The organism is Proteus hauseri (assembly GCF_040139125.1).
GTDB classification, from domain to species: domain Bacteria; phylum Pseudomonadota; class Gammaproteobacteria; order Enterobacterales; family Enterobacteriaceae; genus Proteus; species Proteus hauseri_B.
Window position 1 is genome coordinate 252,558 of record NZ_JBEEUB010000005.1, and the last position, 20,947, is coordinate 273,504.

The window sequence follows — 20,947 nt, forward strand, 5'->3', positions numbered from 1 at the left end:
AAAATTTATTTTAATGATCATCTGTCATTGTTTTGTGGTTATGAATCATCATGATGAAAATTGATTAATTGTTTTACTTGAATGCGTAATATTTTATACAAAAACTTTATATAGTTGATAAAATGTTAAATAAATGAAAGAATAATTGAAGATAACATTCCGCATAGGAATGAATGCATGGAAACATCAGAGCTATAAAATGATTCAATAGCGATCTTCACTTTTTTTGTAAAACAATTGTAATAATTGTGTTTTATAATTAACAAGATTTTAATATGAAGTGTGGGCAAGTCAGTTCAAACTCGTATTGATGATGCATTAAACTAACGTGTTGATGAAACAGGATTGATTTGTGGATAATGTACAACTTTCGGTAGTCCATAAGCTGCCGCTGAGTTATCGGTGGCTAGCAGGCTTTGCAGGTACAAGAGTAGAGATACTGCCTGAGAATGATGCTGGAAAGCAAAATACGTTGATTGGTTTAAAATTGTTAAGCCATGATGGTATGTCACTGGATGAAGCAATACAAAATTTGCGTCAGTATCTGAATAATCTCCATATTGAAAGCGTTATTATTGAGTGGGATGGCGTACCTTGCCTTTTCTTGTGTAGCGATGATGAATGCGCAGCATTGTGTTGTTTAAAAAATGCGGGTGTTGCTATCGCTGAGCCGTTTCCTACTGCATACTCTTATTTGTAACTCTTACTTATTAAAGTAAAAGTCTATCGTTGTTAAGAGCATGGTTAGTATTGGATCAATAGGGCTCAACACTAAGTAACTCACACCAATATCATATTCAGCTGCTATAACGATAAATGAAGAATAAAAAAGAGGCTCATTATTTAATGAGCCTCTTTTATTTTTCATAAGATATAAGGGAAATAATTATCTTAATGTATTCAATGAGAGATTGTCAGCTAATGCAGCTTCTTTATCAATGACTCTTCTTGCTGCATAAAAACGGTTATTCCAGTAAGTATTCGACATTTCTGAAACGATTACACCACTACTTGTTGAAGCATGGACAAATTTATCGTTACCAATGTAAATACCCACATGGCGCATTGTGCGACCCGTTTTAAATAAAACTAAATCACCAGCTTGTAATTTTGTTCTATTTACTTGAGTACCTGAAAATTGTTGATCCGAGGTTGAACGCGGCAGTTCTACACCAAACTGATCGCGGAATGTTCTTTGAACGAATGCAGAGCAATCAATACCACTTTTAGTACTACCACCTAAACGATACGCTACGCCTTTCCAGTCTGCATATTGGTCAAGTATCTTAGATTTTATATCGAGATTCTTCACCAATGATTCAAATTCATCCTGAGATGCTTGAGAAATAGAAGTACTAGATGATGTATTAAGTGGGGTATTGCTAGAATTCGCTAAGCGTGAATTTGCGTTCTGTGAGCTACATGCAGATAACGTAGCTACGACAATGAACGCCGGTATGAGCTTAAGCATTCTCATAAACGGTTTGTTTCTCATTGTGACAGATTTCCCTTACATCCTTATGTGCAGAATTGCACATGAATAATTCACCAAATAACCAGAGAATATAGTGTAATTTAACTCTGGCAACCACATTTCGCGAAAAACGTGCTCTAAAGCACGTAATTATCCTCATTAAACAATAAATAATGAGGAAACCCAAAAAGTGTACATAAAGAGAAGTTAAATGGCGAGAGAAAAGAGGGTTAATTTACAAAACATTAGATAATAAAGTGCTAATACTTAAAATAGATTCCATTTTGTCATCAAAACTTCATTAAATTGATATAATTCTGACCAAAATAAATAAGCGCAAATAATTTGCACTTATTTATTGTTTCAATAGATTTCTCGTTTTTATAAATCTATTTTTTCTCTTTAAAAGGAAGTATTTTTTCTAACCCCTTAATAATGGTATCTGACAGTGGTGTAATTAATAACCAGCTAGTGGTAATTAATGTTAAAGAGATAGAACCTACTAATATATCAGAAGCCCAATGAGCACCTGCCATTACTCGTGGTAATGAAAAGACAATAGTGATTAACAGTGCACATAAAAATGAACGAAATGAGAGATAACGTAATATAAAGCTACAGAATATAAGTAGCATTAAGCCATGATCGCCAGGAAAACTGTCGCCAGAAGCGTCCTTTGTCGGTATTCCCGTCACAATACTCACTCGATGCGCATCTTGAAAATGAAGTGTAGGGCTAGGTCTTTCTATTGGTATATTTTGACCAATCTGATTTATTAGCACAGCACTAATCACCATCACTAATCCCACAATAATAAGATGGCGTTTCCCCGTATAATTTTGTTTGCGAAATGTATTGTAATAAAGAGCACCCATGGCGAGCAAAATAATAAGATCAAATGATCGCTTATTAACGTAAGCCACAAAGGTTGCAAAAAAAGAATCAGAAAGAATATGTTGATTAAAAAAATAAAAAATATAGCTGTCTAATGATAGCCAAAATCCATGTTGTGCAGGAAAATACCAAGAACAGAAAATGAGCAAGCCACATAAATTAAAAATTAAGATAAGGCTGGTTTTTTTGCGGATGTTAGAAAGTTTCATAAATAATTAAATTGGTTGTATTACGAGAATTTAGTGATCACGATCACACTAAGGTTAAAATTGATTATAGGACTATAGTCAAAATAAAAAAATATATCTTTGCAAATAGATGCTTTGAAAATTGTTATCTAGAGGTTTCATTTCTGTTATTCCCATTAACTCCGCCCTAAGTCAAACTTTAAAGATATTTTTTCGATAGTCTTAATTTGAGTGTTTTATAATTTTTTTCTAATCTTAAAGTAATGATAAAAGTTAAATAAAAAAAGTAACGAGCCGATATTAGTTAGGTCTTTAATAACATATTGGCTTGCCTATCTTGGCGTCATCTATAAACACAGGGAGATTAACCATGAAAAAGATATGTAAGGTAGTTTCATGCTTGTCTTTATTATTAACTACATCATTGTTTGCTAATGAAAATAGAGTAATAGGGTCTGGTACAATTACATTTGTTGGTGCTATTGTTGAAGGTAATTGTGAAATGGAAAATAATAAAAACACTTTTAAAACAAGGTGTTGGAATGGTAGTGAAATGGAAGAGTCACGCTATCATTTAGAACCAAACAAACATTTTAATTCAAAATTAATTAATAATAAAGGCACTATGGATATTAAGTGGATTAAGGATGACTTAGCCATAATGAATATTGTATATAATTAATTATTTGTGAATTAGATAATAAAATTATTTGTATTATTTAAATAAAATTTTAATGTTTTACCTATCTTTAATTACGGTTATAGATATTTGACTTAAGTTTATCAACGTTGATTTCCTATTTATAAATAACGAATGCTTATATTTGATAGATATCAAATATTCATCTTCTGTCTATATAAATGTCATATTTTATTGCTATGATGAAATTATGTCGGGTGGGTGTGATCCTCATACCTACTAGAGCAAACAAGAAGTGAGGTCGTTATGAGAAAATATCTGACCGTATTATGCAGTCTTCTCGTTTCCAGTTCGATATCTCTTGCTTGGGCATCCGCTCCGGAGCAAACCACAGGGCAGATTTATCTGCGAGGTGCTATTGTAGACCCAGCCTGTGAAATGAATTTCACACTCAATAAAGCGCAATATCAGTGCTACAAACACAATCAAGTCTTTACTTCAACTCAACCTATTGTTCCTGCCTCTTTTGATAACTCACAATCCATTATTTTGCCTCAAGATATGGGGAAAGCGGAAATTCGTTGGATGGATAATAGTCAAAAGAATGGAATAATCGATGTTCACTATTTTTAATCATATTTTTAGCGCCATGTTTGGTTCATTTTTAATGGCAAGGTAAAAAGATAATAAATAAAAAGGGTGATTAATTGAGGTAAACAAGTCAAATAATCGTCGGCAACAGAAGGTTTTTACGATTATCTGACCTATTTAGCCACACATTAGCGATATTTTGCTAAGTGAAGGAGTGATTTGGCACTTATTTAGTCAGCACGACCCATATAACGACGTTCTGCAATATGGATGCGGACTTTATCGCCAGTAGACAGGTATTCAGGCACCTGAATCACTAATCCTGTCGGTAGTGTTGCAGGTTTTGTACGAGCACTTGCTGAAGCGCCTTTAATTCCAGGTACAGTTTCCACAATTTCCATATCTACCGTTTGTGGAAGTTCTAATGCAAGCACTTGCCCATCCATTGTTAATACCTGCATTCCTGCTAAGCCTTCTTCTGGAATAAACAGCAATTCATCTTCAATTTGATCTTTTTTGAAGGTATATGGCGTGTAATCTTCATTATCCATAAAGATATACTCATCACCATCAATATAAGAGAAGCTAACTGCACGACGGGTTAAGTTGATAGTATCAACCATATCGTCGCCTTTAAAACGCTCTTCAACTTTTTGACCTGTACGAATATCGGTAAAGCGCATTTTATACAGAGTACTCGCGCCACGAGCACTTGGTGCTTGAATATCGACATCTTTAACAAGTAATAGTTTGTTGTTATAACTGACTGCCATACCGCGTTTAATTTCATTGGCTTTTGCCATATAAAACCTTCCATTAAATAACATTGACGAGAATGGCGACAAAATTACTCGCAGTACAGAAACTTGGCAAGTTATTCGCAAACTTTTTTATAGGGAATTTGACGAAAAGCGTAAAGCCAGCATTTGCTGGCTTTAACTGAAGATTAGCGGTAGATAGGGAGAAGATCAAAACTTGCTAATATATGAGCAGAAGCGTTAATCAATCCAAATAAAATAACAAATATAATCATAAACATACCACCAGGTGCTTTGAAACTTTGCTCTTTATGACGTTGGCGGCTTGCTTTCACCATTAATGCTGGAATAATTGCCGCCCAAATTGTCGCTGCCAGACCTGCAAATCCAATGGCATACAAGAATCCATCAGGGAAGATAATGGCCAAAATAGTAGGTGGAATAAACGTAATTAACGCTGATTTTAATCGACCACTACCACTGTTTGAAAATTTAAAGAAGTCCGCTAAGTAATCAAATAAGCCTAAAGAGACACCTAAAAATGAACTCGCTAATGCCATATAAGAGAAAATATCTAATAGGTGCGATACCATCTCATTTGCAGTACTACTACGCATCTGTGTTAATAAGTTACCAATATTCCCACCACCAGCTATAACCTGTTTAAAATCTTCTCGTGGAATATTACCTTGTACCACAAACTGCCATAAAATATAGATTGCCAGTGAGATTAATGTTCCTATTAATAGGCTTTTCATTACTGCTTTGCCATCTTTTTTATAATAAGTCACTAAGCCCGGAATATTGCCGTGATAACCGAATGATGTAAGTAAATAGGGCAATGCAGCTAATGCATAAGGTAAATAGCTAGGATGGCTTTCTGTGGTATTAAATAACACTGGCATTTTTACTTCAGTAAATAAGCCGCCAATAGCAAGAATAAACGCAATAACCATACCACCAATTAAAATAGTACTTAATCTATCTACTGCGCGGGTTGATAACCAAACAAAAAAGGCAACCAATAAGGCAAAAAGCAAACCAGCAATAGCTTGAGGTACACTCACAATACCTGCGAAATTCTGTACGATAATAGAACTGCCCGCTGAAATATAAGCATAGGTCAAAATATAAAGTACAAAAGCAATTGATAAGCCATTAATTGCACTCCAGCCTTTGCCTAATAGATCTTTGGTGATCGTATGAAAACTTGAACCTAAAGGATAATGAAGATTGACCTCAAGGATCATTAAGCCGGACATAAACAGACAAAACCAAGTATAAATCAGCAGAAAAATAGAGCCAGTGAACCACACACCGGAAGTCACAATTGGAATTGAAAACATGCCTGCACCAACTGCTGTGCCGGCAATAATCATTGCGCCACCAAGCACCGATGGGCGTTTTGTTATTGATGTGACTTCTGACATACGATGTCCTTATAAGTTTCGACTCAATGTACTAGCTTGATGGTGTAAAGAATACACGCTTGTTTAGAGTGTGTAAATAGAAGTTAGAAAGCATTAGCAGTTAAAAAAGTGAATAAAAATAATACAATAGAAAGGTGTGACTATATAAATCAATGGATTAACAAGCTTATAATAAGAAATAAATCAGAAATAGAAGAGGGAAAAGTAGGGAATTTAATTTTAAAAAGAGGTTATAAGCATTATTCTGAACAAAAAACATCCAGAATAATGAAGGAGATAGGCAGAAAACTAATTAACCTTGATAAAACTGTTGGTTTTTCCATAAAGCAATGGAATTGCGGCTTGCCTCAAAATGAGGTTCTGGCAGATTATCGGGTGAACACCAGCGAAGTTCTGAACATTTATCTGGTTCCATTAGTGTCGGTTCGCCACCTTGGAATTGCGCTAACATACAAATAGAAACGGTATGTTTTCCTTCTTGCTGGTAAGTTTCTAAGTTATTACTGATGCCTATTACTTTAGGTGCATCAATCGTGATACCAATTTCTTCTTCAATTTCACGAATTGCACACTGTTCAAAGGTTTCACCGGGGTCAACATGACCGCCAAAAATTGACCAATAAGGCGCATGTGATCCACAACGCTTTCCTAATAAAACTTCACCTTTTTCATTAACGATAATGACGCCTACACCCACTACCACATGCTTAGCCGCATCTACAGCAGACATTTGACACTCCTTATTTTTTTACATTGTTATAGAAAAGTCATTTTTTACGGAGGGTATTGTCCATGGGCTATTTTAAAAGTTCAAGGGAAACGCAAGATATTTACTGAATGAAAATAGGGGTGATAAAATAAATAGCCCCCTTAGCGCTTATGATAAAAATAGCCTTGGGAGCAATAATATTCACCTTTAATGGTGATTAATTGGTCTGTTGTGATTTTAGCCAAGCAATTTCGTCAGGCCAAATATCAGGATTAATCGTTTCTAAAATAAGTGGAATATGATTAAAACGATCATCTTGCATAATATAAGTAAAAGGAATTTTACCGATATTTCCTTCACCTAAACTATGATGGCGGTCTACGCGACTTGCTAATTCACTTTTTGCATCATTTAAGTGCATTGCTTTTAAATATTGGAAACCAACAATTTGGCTAAATTCTGTAAAGGTTTTTTCGCAACTTTCAACACTACGCAAGTCATATCCTGCGGCAAAAGTGTGGCAGGTATCAATACACACACCAACACGAGATTTATCTTCTACGCCATCAATAATCGCAGCGAGATGTTCAAAACGATAACCTAAGTTAGTGCCTTGTCCGGCGGTGTTTTCAATAACAGCAGTGACATTTTTCGTTTTATCTAAAGTGATATTGATAGATTCAGCAATGCGTTGCAGACATTTATCGATATCTATTTTACTTAAATGGCTACCGGGATGAAAATTGAGTAGCTCAATACCTAATTGTTCACAGCGTTGCATTTCATCTAAAAATGCGTCTCTTGATTTCTCTAGCGCTTCTTCTTCAGGATGGCCTAAATTAATTAAATAGCTATCATGGGGTAAAATTTGAGCCGCTGTATAACCATAGGTTTCACAGTTTTTTTTGAATTTATCAATGACTTCACTTGATAATGGTGCTGCTTTCCATTGACGTTGGTTTTTAGTAAAGAGGGCAAACGCAGTAGCTTTTATTTCGTGTGCACGCAATACAGCTTGATCGACGCCACCAGCAGCACTGACATGTGCACCAATAAATTTCATGATTTCTCTCCTTAGATTTTATTTCACACCACGATAACAAATATAAAAGTGTATAACACTATATTGATATGTTAAATGAAAAAAAACGCAACTGATTTACAGTTGCGTAATAGAAAAATAGTTTTTCAAGGAGGACGAATTGAGCTTTATATTTACTTATAAGCTACTGTTATGGCTTGTTGGCGTAAAAACTAAGCCATTAATACAGTTTGAATAAAGATATTAATAAAAGCACCACCAATGGTTAGCCAGAAAAAGAGGAACAGTGCCAACAGCAGTGGTTTAACACCGGCTTGGCGAATCGCACTAATATGAGTTGTTAAACCTAAAGCAACCATCGCCATTGCCAGTAAAATGGTATCAATAGTAACAATATAGCTAACTAACGCAGCAGGAATTAAATTTAAAGAGTTAAAGCCTGCCATTAAAATAAAGAACACCGCAAACCAAGGTATGGTGATAGGACTTTTTTGTGCAGTACCTGCGCTATTCTTATTATTCTTTTTACTTAAATAAGTAGAAAGAATAATTAAAAATGGCGCTAACATCATAACGCGGATCATCTTACTGATAACGGCTGCATTTTCTGCATCTGGGCTAATAGAGTGACCTACAGCAACAACTTGAGCTACTTCATGAATGGTAGAGCCAGAAAAGATACCAAAAGTCTCTTCAGTAAAAGGTAACCAACCAGCAAACGCATTTAAATGAAAGAACCAAGGATAAAGGAAAATACCAATAGTCCCAAAGATAACCACGGTTGATACCGCAACGGCAACTTGGCTGGCTTGTGCTTTTACGACGGGCTCTGTAGCCATAACCGCAGCTGCACCACAGATACTACTACCTGCACCAATAAGAATGACGGTTTGTTCGTCTAAGCCAAAATATTTTTTACCTACCCACATCGCGATAAGAAAAGTTGATGTCAGCATAATAGCGTCAATAATTAATCCTGTAGCACCAACATCAGCGATTTGCTGAAATGTCAGCCTAAAGCCATAAAGGATAATACCAGCACGTAATAAGTAGTGCTTAGCAAACTTAACGCCTTCGTCGCTATAAGGTTTTGCAACAGGGTAAAATGTATTGCCAACGATAATGCCAAATAAGATAGCGAGAGTTAAAGCACCTAATCCCATTTTGGAAAACCAAGGAATATCACCTACAAAAATCGCGAGAGTGGTGAGTATTCCTGTTAGCAATAAACCGGGAAGCCAACGATAAATTGGCGTAAAACATTTTTTAGCTAATGTCATAGGTTGAATTTGCTCAGACATAGAGAAACCTTGCTTATATAAATTTTGCATAAGCATATAGCAAATAATCTTATTTATTAAACTCATTATTTTTATAATAATAACCAGTAAAACTAATAGATGTATATTTTATCAATTGTTCTTGGTATGTTATTTGTTTGTGGATAGTATGTTATATAATGTGACAGCAAAAAGGTGAAACGGATATGCGAATTACGTTGCGGCAACTGGAAGTGTTTACGGAAGTACTCAAATGCGGTTCTACAACGCAAGCTTCACAACAGCTGGCATTATCTCAATCTGCCGTCAGTGCTTCTTTGACTGATCTAGAGAGCCAATTGGGTGTACAGCTTTTTGATAGAGTTGGAAAACGTTTAGTCACCAATGAACATGGGCGGTTACTTTATCCTAAAGCACTCTCTTTACTTGAACGAGCAACAGAAGTAGAGCAACTATTTCAAGCAGGAAATGGCTCATTACGCATAGCCGCAAGTACAACTATTGGTAACTATATTTTGCCGCAAATGTTAGGGCATTATCATCATAACTATCCTGATATTCCTTTAGAAATGAGCATCGGAAATACCGAAGAGGTGGTTAAACTTGTTAGTGAATTTCGTGTTGATTTAGGTCTTATTGAAGGCGCTTGTCAAAGCTCTGAACTTATTAGCCAAAAATGGTTATTAGATGAAATGGTTATTTTTTGCTCTCCAAATCACCCTTTAGCTAACACTAAAAGTATTACGTTAACTGATTTGCAATCTGCTCCGTGGATCTTACGAGAAAATGGTTCTGGTACACGAGATGTACTTAATCATCTTCTATTTGCGTCATTACCCGGTTATCGCATTGAAATGGAGCTAGGAAATTCAGAAGCGATAAAACATGCTGTTATGTATGATATGGGTATTAGCTGTTTATCACGCCGAGTAATAGAAGAACAACTTAAAAATGGCAGGTTAAAAGAGATAAAGGTAGAGGGGTTAACGCTGCAACGTACCTTATATCTCGTTTATCATCGTCAAAAACACGTATCTGATGCATTGAAAAAGCTGCTTAAGTATTGTAATGCAGAACATTTAATCAGCAATTTTCCATAAATTGCTAATAATTGACGCGCGATCATGAAGGTATCTTATAATCATGGATCGTTGCTATTCACGACTGGCAGATTTGCATACAATCCTTACAGGACAGTGAATAGAAAAGTGGAATAATATGTCAGAACAACAAAATGGTGCTATCAATTCGGGCGCACCACGCACTTTGCGCCGAGAATTAAAGGCGCGACATTTAGCGATGATCGCTATTGGTGGTTCAATTGGTACAGGTCTTTTTGTGGCATCAGGTGCAACAGTTGCACAAGCCGGACCTGGTGGCGCATTACTCTCTTATGCGTTAATTGGGCTAATGGTCTATTTCTTGATGACCAGCCTCGGTGAATTGGCAGCATTTATGCCAGTTTCAGGTTCGTTTTCAACGTATGGCTCTAAATATGTTGAAGAAGGTTTTGGTTTCGCATTAGGGTGGAACTATTGGTATAACTGGGCTGTTACTATTGCGGTAGACCTTGTTGCTGCGCAATTAGTCATGCTTTATTGGTTCCCTGATATCGATGGTTGGATCTGGAGTGCACTCTTCCTGGGTGTTATTTTCTTGCTTAACTATATTTCGGTGAAAGGTTTTGGTGAAGCGGAATATTGGTTCTCATTAATTAAAGTCTCTACCGTCATTATCTTTATTATTATCGGTATTGCGATGATAACAGGGATCATGAAAGGTGCTGAACACGCAGGTTGGCATAACTGGGAAATAGGCGATGCACCATTTGCTGGTGGTTTTGCGGCAATGATTGGTGTGGCAATGATTGTTGGTTTCTCATTCCAAGGTACTGAACTTATTGGTATTGCAGCGGGTGAATCTAAAGATCCCGCTAAAAATATTCCTAAAGCAGTGCGCAAAGTCTTTTGGCGTATTTTACTGTTTTATATCTTTGCAATTTTAATTATTAGCTTAATTATTCCTTATACTGACCCTAACTTACTACGTAATGATGTGGGCGATATTAGTGTGAGTCCATTTACACTGGTATTCCAAAATGCAGGGTTACTTTCTGCTGCGGCAATTATGAATGCGGTTATTCTGACGGCGGTACTTTCTGCGGGTAACTCAGGAATGTATGCGTCAACGCGTATGCTATTTACTTTAGCAAGAGAAGGCAAAGCACCGAAATTTTTTGGTAAATTATCCAAAAATGGTGTGCCACGTAATGCGCTTTATGCCACAACGGTTGTTGCTGGATTATGCTTTTTAAGCTCTATGTATGGTAACCAAACTGTTTATCTGTGGTTATTAAATACCTCAGGTATGACAGGGTTTATTGCATGGTTAGGTATTGCGATTAGTCACTACCGCTTCCGTAAAGGTTATGTGTCTCAGGGACGTGATTTAAATGACTTACCATATCGTTCAGGTTTCTTCCCAATTGGTCCTATCTTTGCTTTTGTATTGTGCTTAATTATTACATTAGGGCAAAACTATCAGGCATTCTTAGCTGACACTATTGATTGGTATGGTGCAATTGCGACCTATATTGGTATCCCATTATTCTTATTGATTTGGTTCTCTTATAAGATTGTGAAGAAAACACCCTTTATCCGTTATAGTGAAATGGAATTTCCAACGCATATTGAGAACAAAAAGTAATCTTATATAGCGCTATTTAATTAAATTAAAAAACGCCTGATTTGTGAGTTAGATCACAATAAATCAGGCGTTTTTTTGTTTTTTAATCAATTATCTTCATAAAAGATACAAAAAACAGATTTAAATTAGTAATCGCATTGATAAGTATTCTTATTTGCTTTATTGTTAGCTGACAATTAATTTACATAATAATGTGATGATGGTGCTATTGGTTGTAGGCGAAATGTTTAATACAAATAAAGTAACAACAAACGCTATAAGAAATAACCTGATAAATAGTCAATCTATTTTTCTTGCTATTTTTCTTGGTATAGCGAGTCTGTGCTTTTTAATTACCGCTACAACCGTATTCAATCTCTATATAACTATTCGTCATATAATAATTTATACAGCAGATATAATTCACCGTATAATATTTTTGCGGCTCAGTTTTTTGTTGAATGCATCATCTTACATAGATAACTGTATTTTTGCAGTTAGCCAACAATTAATGAGTTGTACGATAGCTTTTTGCCTCTATAACCAACCAGTAAAAGCTAAAAAACAGAAAAAAAATAATAGGTACAACAAGTAATATGAGCCTTCTTTCAGAGCAGCTAACCGCTGAGGAGCGTGAAAAAAACGCTTCTGATCATGTCAAAGCGCACTATCGCCAGATGATGAATAAGCGTGTGTTATGGCTGGGCATTATTGTTTTAATTATTTGTGGATCTGTCGTGCTCGATTTTACGATGGGACCTTCAGGATTATCTTTAGAAAAACTGCTAACGACACTTTTTCAGCCTGAATTAGTGGATGCGGGTTCAAGAGTCATCGTATGGGATATCCGACTGCCTTATGCCTTAATGGCGGTTGTTGTTGGAATGTCTCTTGGGTTAGCGGGTGCTGAAATGCAAACCATTTTAAATAACCCATTAGCCAGCCCATTTACCTTAGGTTTATCTAATGCCGCTTCATTTGGTGCTGCATTAGCAATTGTATTAGGTATTGGTATTCCGGGTATTCCTGACCAATGGTTTATCTCAGCGAATGCGTTTATTTTTGCGCTGTTATCCGCATTGCTACTGGACGGTATTACTCGTTGGACAAAAGTCCCAACGTCTGGCGTGGTGTTATTTGGTATCGCAATGGTGTTTACCTTTAATGCATTGGTTTCAATGATGCAATTTATTGCCACAGAAGACACGCTTCAAGGGTTAGTGTTCTGGACAATGGGGAGCTTAGCGCGTGCAACATGGATAAAACTAGGCGTAATGGCAGGGGCATTTGCCATTATTATGGCGATTTCATGGATGAGTTCATGGAAATTAACAGCGCTACGTCTAGGTGAAGATAGAGCAATTAGCTTTGGGATTGATGTAAAACGCTTAAGACTAGGCTCGTTGCTACGCATTAGTATTTTAACGGCACTTGCGGTTGCTTTTGTTGGACCTATTGCTTTTATTGGCTTAGTTGCACCTCATATTGCTCGTATGATGTTCGGTGAAGATCACCGCTTTTATCTACCAGCAAGTGCTTTAGTGGGGGCGTTAGTTCTATCTTTAGCTTCTATTGCGTCTAAAAATCTAATACCGGGTGTGATTATTCCTGTTGGTATCGTGACTTCATTAGTGGGTGTGCCATTCTTCCTCAGTATGATTTTGCGTCATAGAGGAAATATATAATGATTGAAGGATTACAAATAGAAAACTTTAGCGCAGGTTACGCTAAACATATCATTATTAATTCACTTAATGTTGCGCCATTACCGAAAGGAAAAGTGACTGTATTACTCGGACCTAATGGTAGTGGTAAATCAACGCTGTTAAGAGCGTTAGCAGGATTAAATAAATCATCAGGCAGAGTCAGTTTAGATGGTAATAATCTTGGTACTATGAATTTTGCCGAGCGAGCACAAAATGTGGTTTATTTACCACAAACTTTACCCGCTGGTGTACATTTACATGTATTAGAGTCCATTATTGTTGCACAACGCGCTTCTGGTGGTTTACATAATCAACATAGCGAAGCTGAGGTAATGAATTTATTACGTCAGTTAGGTATTGAACATTTAGCGTTACACTATTTAGACCAATTATCTGGTGGGCAAAAACAATTAGTAGGATTGGCTCAGTCATTAATAAGACAGCCATCACTTTTATTATTGGATGAGCCTTTAAGCGCTTTAGATCTTAATTATCAATATCACGTAATGGATTTAGTCGCGAAAGAAACACATCGCCGAAATATTATTACAGTGGTTGTGGTCCACGATATAAATATCGCACTACGTCATGGTGAGCACATATTAATGTTAAAACAAGGGCAATTAATTGCTCAAGGCGAACCTGATGAAGTAATAACACCTGAAAGCCTTGCTGATGTTTACGGTGTTAAAGGTCGATTGGAATATTGTTCACAAGGAATTCCTCAAATTATTATTGATGGATTAGTGAATAAAATAGAGAAATAAAAATAAAGCAGTAAATATAGGAATGCAATAAATAGGGATATAAAAATAATATTAAAATAACCAAGGGTAATTAAATTCTTATTACCCTTATTTTGAGCAATTGTCGATCTATCCATCTATATAACTTACAGAATATATATTCTTGGAGAATCGGGAATGGTAGTGTTAAATAAAAATAAAATCGCGCTTGGTGTTATTGCTGCAATTGCAACAAGTTTTGTTATGACTGCATCAGCAGAAAATACAGAAAGACTTCTTGTAACAACGGCTTCTGGTTTTAAACAGACCGTTGAGGATGCACCTGCATCGGTTTCTGTTGTGACTCGTGAAGAGTTAGAAACCAAATCTTACCGAGATGTTACTGATGCATTAAAAGATGTACCAGGGGTATTAGTCACTGGTGGCGGTAGTAGTTCAGATATAAGTATTCGTGGTATGGATCCTAAATATACCATGATCCTTGTTGATGGTAAGCGTGTTGCATCACGTGAAACGCGTCCTAATAGTGATAACGCAGGGATAGAGCAGGGATGGTTACCGCCATTACCGGCTATCGAACGTATTGAAGTTGTACGCGGACCAATGTCTTCTTTATATGGTTCAGATGCAATGGGCGGTGTTATCAATATTATCACTCGTAAAGCGCAGAAAGAGTGGAACTTTAGTCTTCGTGCAGACAGCACGATTACAGAACGTAAAGATTCTGGTAATACCAACCAAGGCAGTTTCTACGCTGGTGGTCCATTAATCGATAACGTGCTAGGTTTGAAAATTCAAGGTCAATATTCGCATCGTAGTGAAGACAAAATAGTAAACGGTTATAACCGTCAAATCACGGCGACAGGTGGCGGTACATTAAGTTGGACACCTGATGAACAAAATACGATAGATTTTGAGTTTAAAAAAGATAATCAACATCGTGACTCGCGTGTGTGGCATTCAAAATCAGGGCTTCCTAGCCGAGGAAAAGCCCCTGAAAGTAGTTTTACTGACTATGAACTTACTCATTATGCGTTAACTCATGATGGTATTTATGATTTCGGTACCATGAATACGTATGTTCAGCGTGATGAAAACCGTAACCCCTCTCGAAAAATGGATTATGACGATACAACAGTACGTAACCAAACCGTGCTAATGCTTGGTGCTCATACTTTAAGTGTGGGTGCGCAATATCGTTATGAAGAGCTAAAAGATGAAGGCAATAAAATTAAAGGTGGTAACAAACTAGACCGCTATAGTTGGGCACTATTTGCTGAAGATGAGTGGGCAATGACCAACGACTTTGCATTAACGGGTGGTTTGCGTATGGATAAAGATGAAAACTTTGGTACGCACTGGACACCTCGGGTTTACGGCGTTTGGCATATGGCTGATGAGTGGACATTAAAAGGTGGTGTATCCACAGGTTATCGTTCACCTGATTTACGCCAAGCAACAGCATCGTGGGGACAAGGAACAGGTGGTGGTAACTTAGATGCTGTTATTTATGGTAATCCAGATTTAAAACCAGAAAAATCGGTCACGGAAGAGATTGGTATTATCTGGGATAACCGTGAAGATCTTACTGCGAGTGTCACCATCTTTAATACAGACTTTAAAGATAAAATAACGGAAATTCGTCGTTGTGATAGTCAAAAAAATAAAGATGGTTCTAAGATGAACCCTGATTTGCGCGATTGTGATCAACCACAAGATGGTTTAGGTAACAATGGCAATTTCTATGACTTTGTGAGTGATAGAACGAACGTTGATAAAGCGAATATGCGTGGTGTTGAAGTGACAGGTAACTGGACTATTTCACCAGAATGGAATTTAGCGGCTAACTATACCTTTACTGACTCTGAACAAAAGAGCGGGAATTTTAGCGGTAAACCGTTAAATAAACAGCCTCGTCATATGGCGAATGCAACGTTAAATTGGGACACCACACCAGAAATGGCAACATGGGCACGTATTAATTTCCGTGGTAAAACCTCGGATTATTTATCACGTACCAGTATGGCGAAAGGTACACCGTCTTATGCTTTTGTTGATATCGGAACCAGTTATAGCTTAACCAAACAATTAAATGTGATTGGTGGTGTTTATAACGTGTTAGATCGCCGTATTGATCAAGAAAACTTTAAGACAACATTAGAAGGTCGTCGTTATAATGTTGGTCTAAACTATAATTTCTAATGTGCAATTTCTAACCTAGCTATACCCTCAAGTTTGTGTCATTAAGGCTCCACTTTTGTGGCGCCTTTTTTTGTTCTTAATGGATGAAGATTAATACTGGAAAACGTAATAAGAGCAGACTATATTTAGCGTAATAAAGCACCTGTATTTATCTTTATTGATTAGCAAATAGTGCGGTTTCTCGTTATTTATTTAACTATTTAGCTAATTTTTATTCTGTTATTTCTACAAACTTAAGAATAGGTTATTAAAAAACAGACTATTTCTTAAAAATAATGATTATTGTGGAAATAAAATGGTTAAATTTACAATTTAATAGCATTAATCTTATTAATGTATTTTAACTGTCTCATTTAGATTGTTTTTTTGTGCTTTTTATTAACTTTTATAACTTATTTATTATTTATCAATGGGTTGCGTTTGTGTTTTTAGCGTTCAGACAGTGATTTAGATATTCAGGTTATCTTAATATTTGTGATAAAAGGGCTAACTTTGTCAATAGAATGTAACATTAGATGTTGATTAAGTTTAATGTTTAAAAAGATCATAAAAAAAGGTGATTTTTTCATGAAAATCTATTGCTATTTCACTCTGAGACGTGCAAAATGCGCCCACTAAAAATATGACTGATGCGTTTAAACTGCATCGGTTTTTTTTTGCATTTTTACTAATTACTACACCTAGAGGTCAGACTCTTTTCAGTCTGAATAGATAACATAATTTGATTAGCAGCCAGCCCCTTAGAGAAAGGGTTGTCATGATAGAGGAATGCTAATATGGTACAATTATTCTCTTTCGCAGTCGGGCCTAACGGCACCTGCGGTAATGATGACTACGGAGCATGGCGTCTCCAAAATACATTCACATCCTCAAAAAATTCTTTCTATTCTGTTTATAGGCAGATGCGAAGTCTTCCCAGTAACTGTCGGATGAGTTTATTTAAAACTCAGTCCGAAGTTATGGGAGGTTTCGCTCATGTCAGATAACGTCATCTCCTCTATCGGCACCAATCAAACTGGTGTTAATAACCGAGTTCAGTTACGCAAAACATTGACCCTAATGCAGGTAGTCATGATGGGGCTTGCTTTCTTACAGCCTATGACTATTTTCGATACCTTTGGTATTGTTTCCGGCATTACTAATGGGCATGTTGCGACCTCTTATGCTATTGCATTAATTGCAATTTTATTTACAGCGATAAGCTACGGGAAATTAGTTAAGCGTTTTCCATCAGCGGGTTCTGCATATACTTATGCACAAAAATCCATGAGCCCTTATGTTGGCTTTATGGTGGGTTGGTCTTCATTATTAGACTATTTATTTATGCCAATGATTAATATCTTACTGGCAAAAATCTATTTACAGGCAATATTCCCAGGCGTTGATCCGTGGATCTTTGTGTTTGTTTTAGTCGCATTAATGACGTTCTTTAACTTACGCGGAATTAACGTTGTTGCTAACTTAAATACCGTTATCGTTATTGTACAAGTCGCAGTGATGGTGGTTTTTGTTGGGTTACTGATCCATGGCGTATATAACGGAGAAGGTGCAGGGGAGTTATGGACTATTCGCCCGTTTGCGTCAGTTGATGCTGAATTAATACCTATGATAACCGGGGCAACAATACTCTGTTTCTCATTCTTAGGTTTTGACGGCATTAGTACCTTGTCAGAAGAGACACCGAACGCAGGTAATGTTATTCCTAAAGCGATTTTCTTAACCGCGCTGATTGGTGGATTAATCTTTATCATTGTGTCTTATTTCTTACAGCTCTATTTTCCTGATATTTCGCGTTTTGAAAAACCAGATGAGTCACAACCAGAAATAATGTTATATGTTGCTGGTGCACTGTTCCAGTCCATTATTTTAGTGTTCTCATGCGTTACTGTACTGGCTTCTGGTATGGCAGCACATGCAGGGGTTGCACGTCTACTTTATGTTATGGGACGTGATGGTGTTTTCCCTGAAAAAACCTTTGGTTATGTTCATCCAAAATGGCGTACACCAGCATTTAACGTATTACTAGTCGGCTTCTTAGCGTTAGGCGCGGTATTCTTTGATTTAGTTACCGCAACAGCATTAATTAACTTTGGTGCACTGGTTGCCTTTACGTTTGTGAATTTATCTGTTATTTCACAGTTTTATATTCGCGAGCGTCGTAATAAAGGCATTATGGATAATATTAACTTTTTAATATTACCTATTATTGGTGCTGCGACGGTTGGTGTTTTATGGATAAACCTTGAACCTGGTTCTATGGAATTAGGACTCATTTGGGGTGCGATAGGTTTACTCTATATGGTATGGATCACTCGACGTTTCCGTCGACCAATGCCACAAATGCCAGAGAAGTAATAGCGAATTAAAAAACGCGCAAATCAGAGATAAATGGCTTCAGTAATGAAGCCATTTTTTTGTCTATTATATTTTCCCTTATTTTCCCTCTCGCCATTTTTCTTTTTTGTAACTTCCATTTTATTATCTTTTTTTGTTAGAACACTATCTTTGTTAATTAAAATTAATGATTTTTATTGTAAATATTCACCAATAAGAGACTGTTTATTGTTTTTATTTATTATAAGAAGCCTAAATTAGGCTATTTGTTGTTATTTTAACAAGTTAAATGAGTGAATAACCTTATTCATTAAGTTAAATTTATATAAATCTAAGTGTTTGAGATAGGTTGAGTTCTTTTACCCTAATATTAGTAAGGGTGTGGTGTTTTGTTGGTTATTCATTTTTAGGTATTTACTTTATATTTTTTAATATTAATAATATTGAAGAATTAGCGTACTCTCAATAAATACAATTAAAAAACACTTATATAGAATAATTACACATACAATATGAAAGGTCTTTTACTCACATTTAATTTTTGGGTATGTTTTATCATACTCAATATATCTACAGCACATGCTGATATATCTACAGATGCAACGGAAAGATTTAATCAGCAGCAGCAACATAATAAAAGCCAGCAAGAGGCGCTTTATCAACAGCTGACGCCTGAAGTTCCTAATATTCATTTTGATATTAGCCCATATTCTCTCTCTGAAGAGAGCACCGAAGATACGCCTTGTTTCCTTATTAATGATATTCAAATAAATAATAGAGAAGCTATTCCTCACTGGGTTAATTTATCTCTATTTACGCATCAATTTACTGGACAATGTTTAGGTGTAAAAGGAATAAATAGCGTCGTTAATCGTCTGCAAAATAGATTATTAACTCATGGTTGGATAACAACACGTATTGTTGTACCTGAGCAAGATATTAGCAGTGGTACGCTTTATCTTACCGTTATTCCGGGAATGATTAGTGCAGTTAAATACAGTGATGATTCAGATAAATACGCGACACTTTTCACCAGTATGCCAGCACATAAAAAACAGTTACTAGATTTACGAGATATTGAACAAGGGCTAGAAAATCTGCAAAGATTACCGGTGGTTTCTGCCGAAATGGAGATAAAACCAGGGCAAAATGCCGGTGAAAGTGAAATTATTATTAAACGGAAACAGTCGCGTTTTTGGCATACTTCTTTATGGATAAATGATGCAGGATCACCAGCCACAGGACGCTATCAAGGTGGTGTGATGTTATCACTCGATAATCCACTCTCTCTTAGTGATCTATTTTATGTTTCTACTGAACGTGATTTAGATTTTGCTGGTAATAAAAATAATCAGAACGTAATGGTGCACTATTCTGTACCTTTTGGTTACTGGTTATTTGATATCAATGCGTCGCGTTATGATTACTCACAAACCGTTGCAGGGCATTTAAAAGATATTCTCTATTCGGGTGAAAGTGAAAATGTGAATATGGGATTATCTTATACACTTTTTCGTAATCAAAGCAGTAAAACCGCATTGCGCTATGGTGTTCAAGCTAAAGTATTACGTAACTATGTTGATAATACTGAAATTGAAATACAGCGTCGAAGAGTAAGCTCCTGGTTAATTAATTTATCGCATCGCCAATATTTCTCTTTTGCTACTTTTGAAGGTAGCGTGAATTATCAACGAGGAACGCGTTGGTTCGGTTCTGTTCCTGCTTATGAAGAAGCCTACCTTGATAATTATTATGCAACAGATAAAGCGGATATTTTGACATGGCGAGCGGATTTAGAAATTCCTATATTAATAGGACAACAAGCATTTCGTTATCAAGGGCACTATCGCCGACAAATGACCCATGATTCATTAACCGCAATAGATAAACTGGCTATTGGTAACCGCTGGACAATTCGTGGTTTTGATGGTGAACGAACATTAAGTGCCAATGAAGGTTGGTATGTGCAAAATACGTTAAGTTGGCAATATCCTTCTACAGCGCATTTTGCTTATTTAGGTATTGATTACGGTAAATTAACTGATAATACGGACAATCCTCGTTTATTAGGTAAACATCTTGCTGGTGGCGTTATTGGAATAAAAGGCTCACTATTCTCATCAAAAATAAAATATGACACTTTTATTGGTACGCCATTATCAAAACCTGATGGTTTTAAAACGGAACACGTTAATTTAGGATTTAGCATTAACTTTAATTACTAAAATATAGCATTAACTAAAATATTAAATAAAAAATAATAATTAA

General features: G+C 36.2%; 17 protein-coding genes. 10 read left to right on the forward strand and 7 right to left on the reverse strand.

From position 1 onward, the window contains the following. Positions 1 to 352 precede the first annotated feature (352 nt). The gene (locus tag ABN099_RS10855; protein ID WP_349463784.1) at positions 353 to 700 is read left to right on the forward strand and encodes a YejG family protein; all 348 of its coding nucleotides are present in this window, start codon (positions 353 to 355) and stop codon (positions 698 to 700) included. Positions 701 to 886: 186 nt separating this feature from the next. Here ABN099_RS10855 and mepS read toward each other — a convergent pair whose 3' ends face one another. Both mepS and ABN099_RS10865 read right to left on the reverse strand, forming a co-directional pair. Next, a complete protein-coding gene (mepS, locus tag ABN099_RS10860) occupies positions 887 to 1,495 on the reverse strand; it encodes a bifunctional murein DD-endopeptidase/murein LD-carboxypeptidase (RefSeq protein WP_349463785.1) in 609 nt (202 codons plus the stop codon). A 368-nt stretch (positions 1,496 to 1,863) separates the two neighbouring features. Further along, positions 1,864 to 2,577: a phosphatase PAP2 family protein gene (locus ABN099_RS10865; RefSeq protein ID WP_349463786.1), complete on the reverse strand. Its 714-nt coding sequence runs from the start codon at positions 2,575 to 2,577 to the stop codon at positions 1,864 to 1,866. 349 nt (positions 2,578 to 2,926) lie between these two features. Between ABN099_RS10865 and ABN099_RS10870 the strand changes: the two genes are divergently transcribed. Both ABN099_RS10870 and ABN099_RS10875 read left to right on the forward strand, forming a co-directional pair. After that, positions 2,927 to 3,238 carry a hypothetical protein gene (locus ABN099_RS10870; protein ID WP_349463787.1) on the forward strand — a complete coding sequence of 104 codons (312 nt, stop codon included), beginning with the start codon at positions 2,927 to 2,929 and terminating at the stop codon, positions 3,236 to 3,238. Between the two features lie 264 nt (positions 3,239 to 3,502). Next, positions 3,503 to 3,829, forward strand: coding sequence for a hypothetical protein (locus ABN099_RS10875; RefSeq protein ID WP_349463788.1), 327 nt, complete (start codon positions 3,503 to 3,505; stop codon positions 3,827 to 3,829). A gap of 188 nt (positions 3,830 to 4,017) precedes the next feature. Here the strand turns inward: ABN099_RS10875 and yeiP are convergent, their stop codons facing one another. The 5 genes from yeiP to ABN099_RS10900 form a co-directional block, all read right to left on the reverse strand. Continuing rightward, on the reverse strand, positions 4,018 to 4,590 hold the full coding sequence (gene yeiP / locus ABN099_RS10880) for an elongation factor P-like protein YeiP (protein ID WP_193014319.1): 573 nt from the start codon (positions 4,588 to 4,590) through the stop codon (positions 4,018 to 4,020). Positions 4,591 to 4,733: 143 nt separating this feature from the next. Next, positions 4,734 to 5,975, reverse strand: coding sequence for a tryptophan permease (gene mtr, locus ABN099_RS10885; protein ID WP_349463790.1), 1,242 nt, complete (start codon positions 5,973 to 5,975; stop codon positions 4,734 to 4,736). A gap of 292 nt (positions 5,976 to 6,267) precedes the next feature. Beyond that, positions 6,268 to 6,705, reverse strand: coding sequence for a nucleotide triphosphate diphosphatase NUDT15 (locus ABN099_RS10890; RefSeq protein WP_349463791.1), 438 nt, complete (start codon positions 6,703 to 6,705; stop codon positions 6,268 to 6,270). Between the two features lie 196 nt (positions 6,706 to 6,901). Beyond that, positions 6,902 to 7,747: a deoxyribonuclease IV gene (nfo, locus tag ABN099_RS10895; protein ID WP_349463793.1), complete on the reverse strand. Its 846-nt coding sequence runs from the start codon at positions 7,745 to 7,747 to the stop codon at positions 6,902 to 6,904. A 191-nt stretch (positions 7,748 to 7,938) separates the two neighbouring features. Continuing rightward, positions 7,939 to 9,027: a YeiH family protein gene (locus ABN099_RS10900; protein WP_349463794.1), complete on the reverse strand. Its 1,089-nt coding sequence runs from the start codon at positions 9,025 to 9,027 to the stop codon at positions 7,939 to 7,941. A gap of 185 nt (positions 9,028 to 9,212) precedes the next feature. On the opposite strand from ABN099_RS10900, the gene yieE reads away from it, so the two are divergent. The 7 genes from yieE (at position 9,213) to ABN099_RS10940 (ending at position 20,904) form a co-directional block, all read left to right on the forward strand. Then, positions 9,213 to 10,106: a DNA-binding transcriptional regulator YeiE gene (gene yieE, locus ABN099_RS10905; RefSeq protein WP_349463795.1), complete on the forward strand. Its 894-nt coding sequence runs from the start codon at positions 9,213 to 9,215 to the stop codon at positions 10,104 to 10,106. Between the two features lie 118 nt (positions 10,107 to 10,224). After that, positions 10,225 to 11,712, forward strand: coding sequence for an amino acid permease (locus tag ABN099_RS10910; RefSeq protein ID WP_349463796.1), 1,488 nt, complete (start codon positions 10,225 to 10,227; stop codon positions 11,710 to 11,712). Between the two features lie 575 nt (positions 11,713 to 12,287). After that, positions 12,288 to 13,376, forward strand: coding sequence for a FecCD family ABC transporter permease (locus tag ABN099_RS10915; RefSeq protein ID WP_349463798.1), 1,089 nt, complete (start codon positions 12,288 to 12,290; stop codon positions 13,374 to 13,376). Further along, positions 13,376 to 14,164, forward strand: a complete 789-nt coding sequence (locus tag ABN099_RS10920; RefSeq protein ID WP_349463800.1) for an ABC transporter ATP-binding protein — start codon at positions 13,376 to 13,378, stop codon at positions 14,162 to 14,164. Before ABN099_RS10915 ends, ABN099_RS10920 begins: the two co-directional genes overlap by 1 nt. A 156-nt stretch (positions 14,165 to 14,320) precedes the next feature. Continuing rightward, positions 14,321 to 16,345 (forward strand): ligand-gated channel protein, encoded by a 2,025-nt coding sequence (locus ABN099_RS10925; protein WP_349463801.1) that lies wholly within the window; start codon positions 14,321 to 14,323, stop codon positions 16,343 to 16,345. A gap of 975 nt (positions 16,346 to 17,320) precedes the next feature. Continuing rightward, positions 17,321 to 18,700, forward strand: a complete 1,380-nt coding sequence (locus tag ABN099_RS10935) for an APC family permease (protein WP_349463803.1) — start codon at positions 17,321 to 17,323, stop codon at positions 18,698 to 18,700. 491 nt (positions 18,701 to 19,191) lie between these two features. Then, a complete protein-coding gene (locus ABN099_RS10940; RefSeq protein ID WP_349463804.1) occupies positions 19,192 to 20,904 on the forward strand; it encodes a ShlB/FhaC/HecB family hemolysin secretion/activation protein in 1,713 nt (570 codons plus the stop codon). The last annotated feature ends 43 nt before the right edge of the window (positions 20,905 to 20,947 follow it).

What these genes read in the sequence shown, in the direction of transcription:
- mepS (WP_349463785.1), bottom strand. Translation starts at nt 1,495, where the DNA reads ATGAGAAACAAACCGTTTATGAGAATGCTTAAGCTCATACCGGCGTTC.
- ABN099_RS10865 (WP_349463786.1), bottom strand. Translation starts at nt 2,577, where the DNA reads ATGAAACTTTCTAACATCCGCAAAAAAACCAGCCTTATCTTAATTTTT.
- ABN099_RS10870 (WP_349463787.1), top strand. Translation starts at nt 2,927, where the DNA reads ATGAAAAAGATATGTAAGGTAGTTTCATGCTTGTCTTTATTATTAACT.
- ABN099_RS10875 (WP_349463788.1), top strand. Translation starts at nt 3,503, where the DNA reads ATGAGAAAATATCTGACCGTATTATGCAGTCTTCTCGTTTCCAGTTCG.
- yeiP (WP_193014319.1), bottom strand. Translation starts at nt 4,590, where the DNA reads ATGGCAAAAGCCAATGAAATTAAACGCGGTATGGCAGTCAGTTATAAC.
- mtr (WP_349463790.1), bottom strand. Translation starts at nt 5,975, where the DNA reads ATGTCAGAAGTCACATCAATAACAAAACGCCCATCGGTGCTTGGTGGC.
- ABN099_RS10890 (WP_349463791.1), bottom strand. Translation starts at nt 6,705, where the DNA reads ATGTCTGCTGTAGATGCGGCTAAGCATGTGGTAGTGGGTGTAGGCGTC.
- nfo (WP_349463793.1), bottom strand. Translation starts at nt 7,747, where the DNA reads ATGAAATTTATTGGTGCACATGTCAGTGCTGCTGGTGGCGTCGATCAA.
- ABN099_RS10900 (WP_349463794.1), bottom strand. Translation starts at nt 9,027, where the DNA reads ATGTCTGAGCAAATTCAACCTATGACATTAGCTAAAAAATGTTTTACG.
- yieE (WP_349463795.1), top strand. Translation starts at nt 9,213, where the DNA reads ATGCGAATTACGTTGCGGCAACTGGAAGTGTTTACGGAAGTACTCAAA.
- ABN099_RS10910 (WP_349463796.1), top strand. Translation starts at nt 10,225, where the DNA reads ATGTCAGAACAACAAAATGGTGCTATCAATTCGGGCGCACCACGCACT.
- ABN099_RS10915 (WP_349463798.1), top strand. Translation starts at nt 12,288, where the DNA reads ATGAGCCTTCTTTCAGAGCAGCTAACCGCTGAGGAGCGTGAAAAAAAC.
- ABN099_RS10920 (WP_349463800.1), top strand. Translation starts at nt 13,376, where the DNA reads ATGATTGAAGGATTACAAATAGAAAACTTTAGCGCAGGTTACGCTAAA.
- ABN099_RS10925 (WP_349463801.1), top strand. Translation starts at nt 14,321, where the DNA reads ATGGTAGTGTTAAATAAAAATAAAATCGCGCTTGGTGTTATTGCTGCA.
- ABN099_RS10935 (WP_349463803.1), top strand. Translation starts at nt 17,321, where the DNA reads ATGTCAGATAACGTCATCTCCTCTATCGGCACCAATCAAACTGGTGTT.
- ABN099_RS10940 (WP_349463804.1), top strand. Translation starts at nt 19,192, where the DNA reads ATGAAAGGTCTTTTACTCACATTTAATTTTTGGGTATGTTTTATCATA.